This window comes from Mycobacterium sp. (assembly GCF_032161845.1).
In the GTDB taxonomy this organism is placed as follows: Bacteria; Actinomycetota; Actinomycetes; order Mycobacteriales; family Mycobacteriaceae; genus Mycobacterium.
The window spans coordinates 21,693-27,868 of the sequence record NZ_JAVRQA010000017.1; the positions used below are offsets into that span (position 1 = coordinate 21,693).

Sequence of the window (6,176 nt, forward strand, 5' to 3'; positions counted from 1 at the left end):
AATCCCCTCATTCATGGCGAATGAGGGGATTTTGCTGGAGCCGCTTGCAGACTGCTGGCAGCTAGCTCGCGGCTAGACGCTGGCGGCCTCGTTGAGTGCGTTCAGCGTGCCGGTGGCATCGAGGTACTCCTGCACCCATCGCTCGATGACGGCCGACGTCCTCTCGACCTTGGTGAACTGGCCGACCACCTGGCCGACCGGGTTGAACGCGACGTCGACGGTCTCGTCGGGGTACTTGTGCGTGGCGGCCACCGCTAGGCCGGAGACCATGAACTGGAGCGGCATCCCCAGCGGCTTCGGGTTGTCCGGGTTCTCCCAGGCGTCGGTCCAGTCGTTCTTCAGCATCCGCGCCGGCTTGCCGGTGAACGAGCGGCTGCGGACGGTGTCGCGGCTGCCTGCCTTGACGTAGGCGGCCTGCTGCGCCTTGGTGTTCTCGGCTTCCTCGACCATCAGCCACTGAGAGCCGGTCCAGGCGCCCTGGGTGCCGAGCGCGAGCGCGGCGGCAATCTGCTGACCACTGCCGATGCCGCCCGCGGCGAGCACCGGGACGGGCGCGACCTCCTTGACGACCTGTGGCCACAGCACGATCGAGCCGATCTCGCCGCTGTGCCCGCCCGCTTCGCCGCCCTGGGCGATGATGATGTCGACACCGGCGTCGGCATGCTTGCGCGCCTGGCTGGGCGATCCGCACAGGGCGGCGACCTTGCGGCCCTCGGCATGAATGTGGTCGATCATCTCCTTGGGCGGGGTGCCGAGCGCGTTGGCGATCAGCGTCATCTTCGGATGCTTGAGTGCGACCTCGACCTGCGGCGTCGCCGTGGCCTCGGTCCAGCCGAGCAGTCGCAGGGTGCTTTCGTTGTCCTCATCGGTCAGCGGCACGCCGTGATCGACGAGGATCTTCTTCGCGAAGTCAAGGTGCTCCTGAGGAACCATGTCGGCCAGCATCTTGCCCAAATCGTCGGCGGACAGGTTCGAGTCCATGCCCTCGTACTTGTTGGGAATGACGATGTCGACGCCGTAGGTGTGGTCGCCGATGTGCTCGTCGATCCAGTTGAGCTCGACCTCGAGCTGCTCCGGCGTGAAGCCCACCGCGCCGAGCACGCCGAACCCACCCGCCTTGCTGACGGCGACGACCACGTCGCGGCAGTGCGTGAAGGCGAAGATCGGGAATTCGATGCCGATCGTGTCGCAGAGGGGAGTGTGCATGGCTGGTCGCTCCTCGGAGTGGGGCTGGCGGTTCGGTAGACGAACTGGAACGTGTTCTAGTTTAGTACCTCGCGGCCGTGCTGTCGGCGACTGGGCGCATTCCATTACGATCGATCCGCACTCGACATCGCAGGAGAATGCCATTACCGTTTTTCGGTAATACCCTTGACACACCCGATCGTGTCGCCGGAGGACGCAGCCTTGACGCACTGGCTCAACCACTCGCTCGTCCTCGCCTCCGACTACCGGGTGTCCCGGCCCGAACGCGTGGGTCCTCTGCTCGAGCGCAGGAGGGACGCGCTCGTCGATCTCGGCGCGCATCACGTGCTGGTGTACGCGTCGACCACCGACCCGGAACGCGTCCTGGTCATGATTGCGGTTCACGCCCGCGAACCGGTATTGGACCTCCTGCGCTCGCGGATCTTCTTCGAGTGGTTCGATGCCGTGGGCGTCGACGACATCCCCGCGGTGTTCGCAGGCGAACTGATCGAACGAATGGAGATCAGCCCCGAGGCTGCGACCGCCGTTCCCGAGGTCGTGGTGTCGATGGTGACACCGGTCGACGACCTGGCGACGCTGCGCGCCCACGTCAGAGACACCAGCGACGACCTGCGCCTCGCCGGTGTCCGAAAGTTGATGATCTTCAGCGCTTTCGACGATCCGCTCGAAGTCATGACGCTGTTGCAGATCGACGACGAGAGGCACGCGCAACGGTGGCTGAAGTACTCCGATCTGGCCGCCGAATGGCTCACCAAGGCTGGGATCGGCGCCTACCCACCGGTGTTCGTCGGCCGGTTCCAGAGCATGCTCCGCATCGACGAGACCGAGGAATCCCGCAAGACGGACGATCGCTGATGTTCGTCTGCCTCTGCATCGGCGTCTCCAATCAGGCGGTCGCCGCCGCGGTGGACGCGGGTGCGTCGACCTGCAACGAGGTAGCCGCCGCGTGCGGCGCAGGCTCCGAGTGCGGCCGTTGTCGCCGCACTGTGCGGGCCATCATCGACGGCCGCCGAGACGCCGCAGTACCGGCGCGCGGCCGCGACCTTCGCTGACCTGGAGCACCGGCCAACCGCTGCGCATCGCTTCAGCCGCCAGACGGGGTCGCGGGTTCACCGGCCGGGGATGGCCAACCACCCGCATCAGGGCAGCATCTTCGTCGCCGTCGGCGTAGAAGTAACTGCGTAGGAGGTCGACGCCGCAGGTGTCGGCGAACCGCGTCACTGCCTCGGCCTTGCTGGCGCCCCAGATGATCGGCGCGACGATGCCGCCGGTGAGCCGTCCGGCGTCGTCCACCTCGAAGTGATTGCAGATGACGCCGTCGATGCCGAGGAAGCGCGCCACCGGCTCGGCGTGAATAGTCAGCGCCGAGGAACTGAGCACGACAGTGTGGCCGCGCGCTTGATGGGCCCGCACGACGTCGTGCATCTGCGCGAAGACCCGTATTTCGATGTGGCGGCGAAAGAGGTATTCACCAAGCTCGTTGAGCTCGCCGAGGGAGTCGCCGCGCAGATATCCCGCTGCCCGTACGACGAGGCGTTCGAATTCCATCCGACCCAGCCGGTACCGCAGTGACGCCTCGAGCACCCCGACGACCTCGCCGATACTGGCCTGGCGGGCGTGAATCCGGTGTCCGGCGTGAACGGTCGCCGTGAAGCCAGAGACCAGCGTGCCGTCGAGATCGAAGAAGGCGCCGACGTGCGGTCCCTGCGGGCCCGACGCGATCTCCTCGAGGTGGCCGGCCACGGGCGCATCGCGATTCATTTCCCTCCCTGGTGGCACTGGTGCCGACGGTGCCGGCGTCACGACTCCATTCCAGCATCACATTCGGGGTACCGACGCCCTCGCGTCGTTACCGGCCGATGACATCCAGAGAGACCAACCGCCCGACTGATGGGCACGATCGCGGGCCGATCGGATAGGTTCGACCTCAGCGGTTTCAAATTTGCGCAGGTTCAGCCAGAGCCTCGAGCGGACGAGAATCACAGCGACCCGCATCCTCGATGCGGTTGGACACGGAAGACGGGCTTTGAACGAACAACGGGAATCGACCGACGGCACTCCTACGGCATCCGGATCGACCTGCGAAGTTAGCGAACGAATGGTGGGAAAGGTCGCCGTCATCGCCACCTCCGGCGTCGTCGACATGATCACGGCACCACAGCTGGAGGAAGCGATCAGGGCAGCGCTTGCCAGGTCACCAGAGGGCATCGTCGTGGACTTGACCGAGGTCGAATTCCTGGCGTCGGCCGGCATGGGCGTGATCGTCGCGGCACACGACGCGGCACCCGAGAGCGTGCGCCTACACATCGTTGCCGAAGGCCCTGCCACCAGCCGCCCCTTGAAGCTGGTGGGGATCGCCGACATCGTGCCCCTCCATGCCACCCTCGACGAAGCGCTGGCGGCCCTTTCCGGGTAGGTAGGCATATTCGGTGGGTCCATTGGGTACCACTCTGCTTGCCATGATCGACTTATTTCCCACGGCCGCGGTCTCCAACGCCGAACGCTTCGAGCGCATCGGCGTGACCGCCGACTCGCGCACCGCAGCCCAGACCCGTGACGAGTTCTCGAGGTGGCTACGGGGTGCGTTCAACCTCGATCCGTACCGTGCGAGTGATCTGGTGCTCGCGAGCTACGAGGCCCTCGCCAACATCGCTGAGTTCGCCTACCTCTCGGTGGGCCGGACGGGCACCATGGACATTCGGGCAGCGTACGACTCGATCGAATCGGCCCTGTCGGTCACCGTTGCCGATCGCGGACTGTGGCGGACGGCGGTACCGGCCACGGGCGACCGCAGTCGCGGTCGAGGAATAGCGCTGATGAAGGCCCTAGCCGATCGCGCATCGATCCAGACGTCCACCGGCGGCACCACCGTCCGATTGGTTTGGACTGGCGTACACCGGCTGTGATGGGCCGGTGCCGCTGACTACCCGACCGAGACCACGCCCTTGCCCGTTACCAACGGCAGGTCCAGCGTGGTCCGAATTCCCGGCGCAGCGGCGACCACGTCCGGAATCGAGTTCACGATCCTGGCGGCCGCGGCGAGGATGGCTGCGTACGGGGCACCACCGTGGCGACTGGTGGGGACGATGTCGACGACGTATGACGGCTCACCGGTGATCTCAACCCGGTACGAACCGCCGGGGTGCGCGGGTTGCGCCCAGTCCGGCCGCAGGTCCGCGCGCAGGCGCGTGACGTGCTCGACGACGATCACTGGCTGTCCTCCGACCATGCCCTCGATCTGAAAGCGAAGCGCCGCAACGGTTCCCTTGGCGATGTGACCGGCGGCCACGTCAAGGTCCTCGGGGGCCGGCTCCTGTTCGACGGAATCCCTGATCTCGTCGACCTCGACGCCGAGCCCCGCCGCCAGCTGCCGGATCGCGGTACCCCAGGCGATGCTCAGGACCCCTGGCTGGAACAGCATGGGAAAGTCCCCGATGTCATTTCCGAAGCCCATCACGTCGAACATCACCGTCACGCCGTCATAGGTGGCGTAGTCGGCGATCTCCATGGTGCGGATCTGCTGGATGCTCTGGCAGGTTCCGGCGAGTGCGAACGGCAGCAAATCGGTCGCGAATCCTGGATCGACGCCGGTGATGAAGATACTCGAATCACCTTCTCGCGCAGCATCTTCGATGCGTTCGATGTATTTGTCGGGGATCACCTGCCAGGGGTACTGCAAAACCCCAGGCGCCGAACCGACCACGTTGATGCCCGCGGCGAGGAGGAGTCGGACGTCGGCCATCGCCTCGGGCAGTCGGACGTCACCCATCGCGCAGTAGACGGCGCACGCCGGCTTGGCGGCCACGATCGCGTCGAGGTCATTGGTCGCCACCACCCCCGTCGCCACCTCGAGGCCGGCAAGTTCGCCTGCGTCCCGGCCGACCTTGGCGTCGGACGACACCCAGACGCCCGCCAGGTCGAAGCGCTCGTCGGTGATCAGTTGTTTCAGGGCGAGGCTGCCGCAGTTGCCGGTGCCGATGAGCGCGACGCGAATCGCCATACGTTTCTCCTCGTGTCGGATGCCCTGCAGTATGCGGGCCGAGCCCCAGAATTGAAACAGGTTCTAGTTCGAAAACCGGGATGCGGTAGCGTCACCCGTCATGGGACGCGTGGATGAAAAGGTTGCACTGATCAGCGGCGGGGCGCGGGGGATGGGTGCCGCGCACGCCCGCATGCTGGTCGCCGAGGGCGCGAAAGTGGTCATCGGCGACATCCTCGACGACGAGGGCAAAGCGCTGGCCGACGAGATCGGGGAGGCCGCGCGCTACGTGCACCTCGACGTCACCGAAGCCGACCAGTGGGAAGCCGCCGTCGCCACCGCGGTCTCCGACTTCGGCAAGCTCAACGTTCTCGTCAACAACGCGGGCATCGTCGCGCTCGGCAAGATCGGCAGCTTCGACATGGCCAAGTGGCAGAAGGTCATCGACGTCAACCTCACCGGCACCTTCCTCGGCATGCAGGCCTGCGTCGAGGCGATGAAGACAGCAGGGGGCGGATCGATCATCAACGTGTCGTCCATCGAAGGCCTTCGCGGCGCGCCGATGGTGCACCCCTACGTGGCGACCAAGTGGGCGGTTCGCGGCCTGTCCAAGTCAGCGGCGATCGAACTTGGCAAGTTCAACATCCGCATCAACTCACTGCATCCCGGATTCATCCGCACCCCGATGACCAAACACTTCCCCGATGACATGGTCACCTCGCCACTTGGCCGCCCCGGCGAGAGTGACGAGGTCGCGACGTTCGTGGTCTTCCTGGCCAGCGACGAGTCGTCGTTCGCCACGGGCGCCGAGTTCGTGGTCGACGGCGGTCTGGTGACCGACGTGCCGCACAAGGATCTCTTCTAAAGCGTGTCTACCAGTTGTGTGGTGGGCACCGCCCTTCTCGGGCGTCCTTCGGTTCAGGCCGCGGGTGCGGTGTGAACGTCGGTTCCCGCGTCGTTCGGGCTGGTTTCACCGGCACGCGTGGGGTGC

At 65.9% G+C, this 6,176-nt stretch carries 8 protein-coding genes; 5 read left to right on the forward strand and 3 right to left on the reverse strand.

The window, feature by feature from the left end:
- Nucleotides 1-72: 72 nt before the first annotated feature.
- Complete coding sequence (locus tag QOD90_RS01105) at nucleotides 73-1,206, reverse strand: nitronate monooxygenase (RefSeq protein WP_526345811.1); 1,134 nt, start codon at nucleotides 1,204-1,206, stop codon at nucleotides 73-75.
- Between the two features lie 165 nt (nucleotides 1,207-1,371).
- Between QOD90_RS01105 and QOD90_RS01110 the strand changes: the two genes are divergently transcribed.
- A complete protein-coding gene (locus QOD90_RS01110; protein WP_526345813.1) occupies nucleotides 1,372-2,061 on the forward strand; it encodes a fatty-acid--CoA ligase in 690 nt (229 codons plus the stop codon).
- A complete protein-coding gene (locus QOD90_RS01115; RefSeq protein ID WP_526345815.1) occupies nucleotides 2,061-2,258 on the forward strand; it encodes a (2Fe-2S)-binding protein in 198 nt (65 codons plus the stop codon). Before QOD90_RS01110 ends, QOD90_RS01115 begins: the two co-directional genes overlap by 1 nt.
- On the opposite strand, the gene QOD90_RS01120 is transcribed toward QOD90_RS01115, so the two are convergent.
- A complete protein-coding gene (locus QOD90_RS01120; protein ID WP_526345816.1) occupies nucleotides 2,203-2,967 on the reverse strand; it encodes an HAD family hydrolase in 765 nt (254 codons plus the stop codon). The genes QOD90_RS01115 and QOD90_RS01120 overlap by 56 nt on opposite strands.
- A gap of 337 nt (nucleotides 2,968-3,304) precedes the next feature.
- On the opposite strand from QOD90_RS01120, the gene QOD90_RS01125 reads away from it, so the two are divergent.
- Together QOD90_RS01125 and QOD90_RS01130 are read left to right on the forward strand one after the other, a co-directional pair.
- A complete protein-coding gene (locus QOD90_RS01125) occupies nucleotides 3,305-3,622 on the forward strand; it encodes an STAS domain-containing protein (RefSeq protein ID WP_526345818.1) in 318 nt (105 codons plus the stop codon).
- A gap of 43 nt (nucleotides 3,623-3,665) precedes the next feature.
- A complete protein-coding gene (locus QOD90_RS01130) occupies nucleotides 3,666-4,112 on the forward strand; it encodes an ATP-binding protein (RefSeq protein WP_526345820.1) in 447 nt (148 codons plus the stop codon).
- Nucleotides 4,113-4,129: 17 nt separating this feature from the next.
- On the opposite strand, the gene QOD90_RS01135 is transcribed toward QOD90_RS01130, so the two are convergent.
- Nucleotides 4,130-5,206 (reverse strand): NAD(P)H-dependent amine dehydrogenase family protein, encoded by a 1,077-nt coding sequence (locus QOD90_RS01135; RefSeq protein WP_526345822.1) that lies wholly within the window; start codon nucleotides 5,204-5,206, stop codon nucleotides 4,130-4,132.
- 100 nt (nucleotides 5,207-5,306) lie between these two features.
- Between QOD90_RS01135 and QOD90_RS01140 the strand changes: the two genes are divergently transcribed.
- Nucleotides 5,307-6,050 (forward strand): glucose 1-dehydrogenase, encoded by a 744-nt coding sequence (locus QOD90_RS01140; protein WP_526345824.1) that lies wholly within the window; start codon nucleotides 5,307-5,309, stop codon nucleotides 6,048-6,050.
- Nucleotides 6,051-6,176: the final 126 nt, after the last annotated feature.

Bases quoted from the DNA above. Each gene is read 5' to 3' on its own strand.
- QOD90_RS01105 (WP_526345811.1), bottom strand. From the start codon at position 1,206: ATGCACACTCCCCTCTGCGACACGATCGGCATCGAATTCCCGATCTTC.
- QOD90_RS01115 (WP_526345815.1), top strand. From the start codon at position 2,061: ATGTTCGTCTGCCTCTGCATCGGCGTCTCCAATCAGGCGGTCGCCGCC.
- QOD90_RS01120 (WP_526345816.1), bottom strand. From the start codon at position 2,967: ATGAATCGCGATGCGCCCGTGGCCGGCCACCTCGAGGAGATCGCGTCG.
- QOD90_RS01125 (WP_526345818.1), top strand. From the start codon at position 3,305: ATGGTGGGAAAGGTCGCCGTCATCGCCACCTCCGGCGTCGTCGACATG.
- QOD90_RS01130 (WP_526345820.1), top strand. From the start codon at position 3,666: ATGATCGACTTATTTCCCACGGCCGCGGTCTCCAACGCCGAACGCTTC.
- QOD90_RS01135 (WP_526345822.1), bottom strand. From the start codon at position 5,206: ATGGCGATTCGCGTCGCGCTCATCGGCACCGGCAACTGCGGCAGCCTC.
- QOD90_RS01140 (WP_526345824.1), top strand. From the start codon at position 5,307: ATGGGACGCGTGGATGAAAAGGTTGCACTGATCAGCGGCGGGGCGCGG.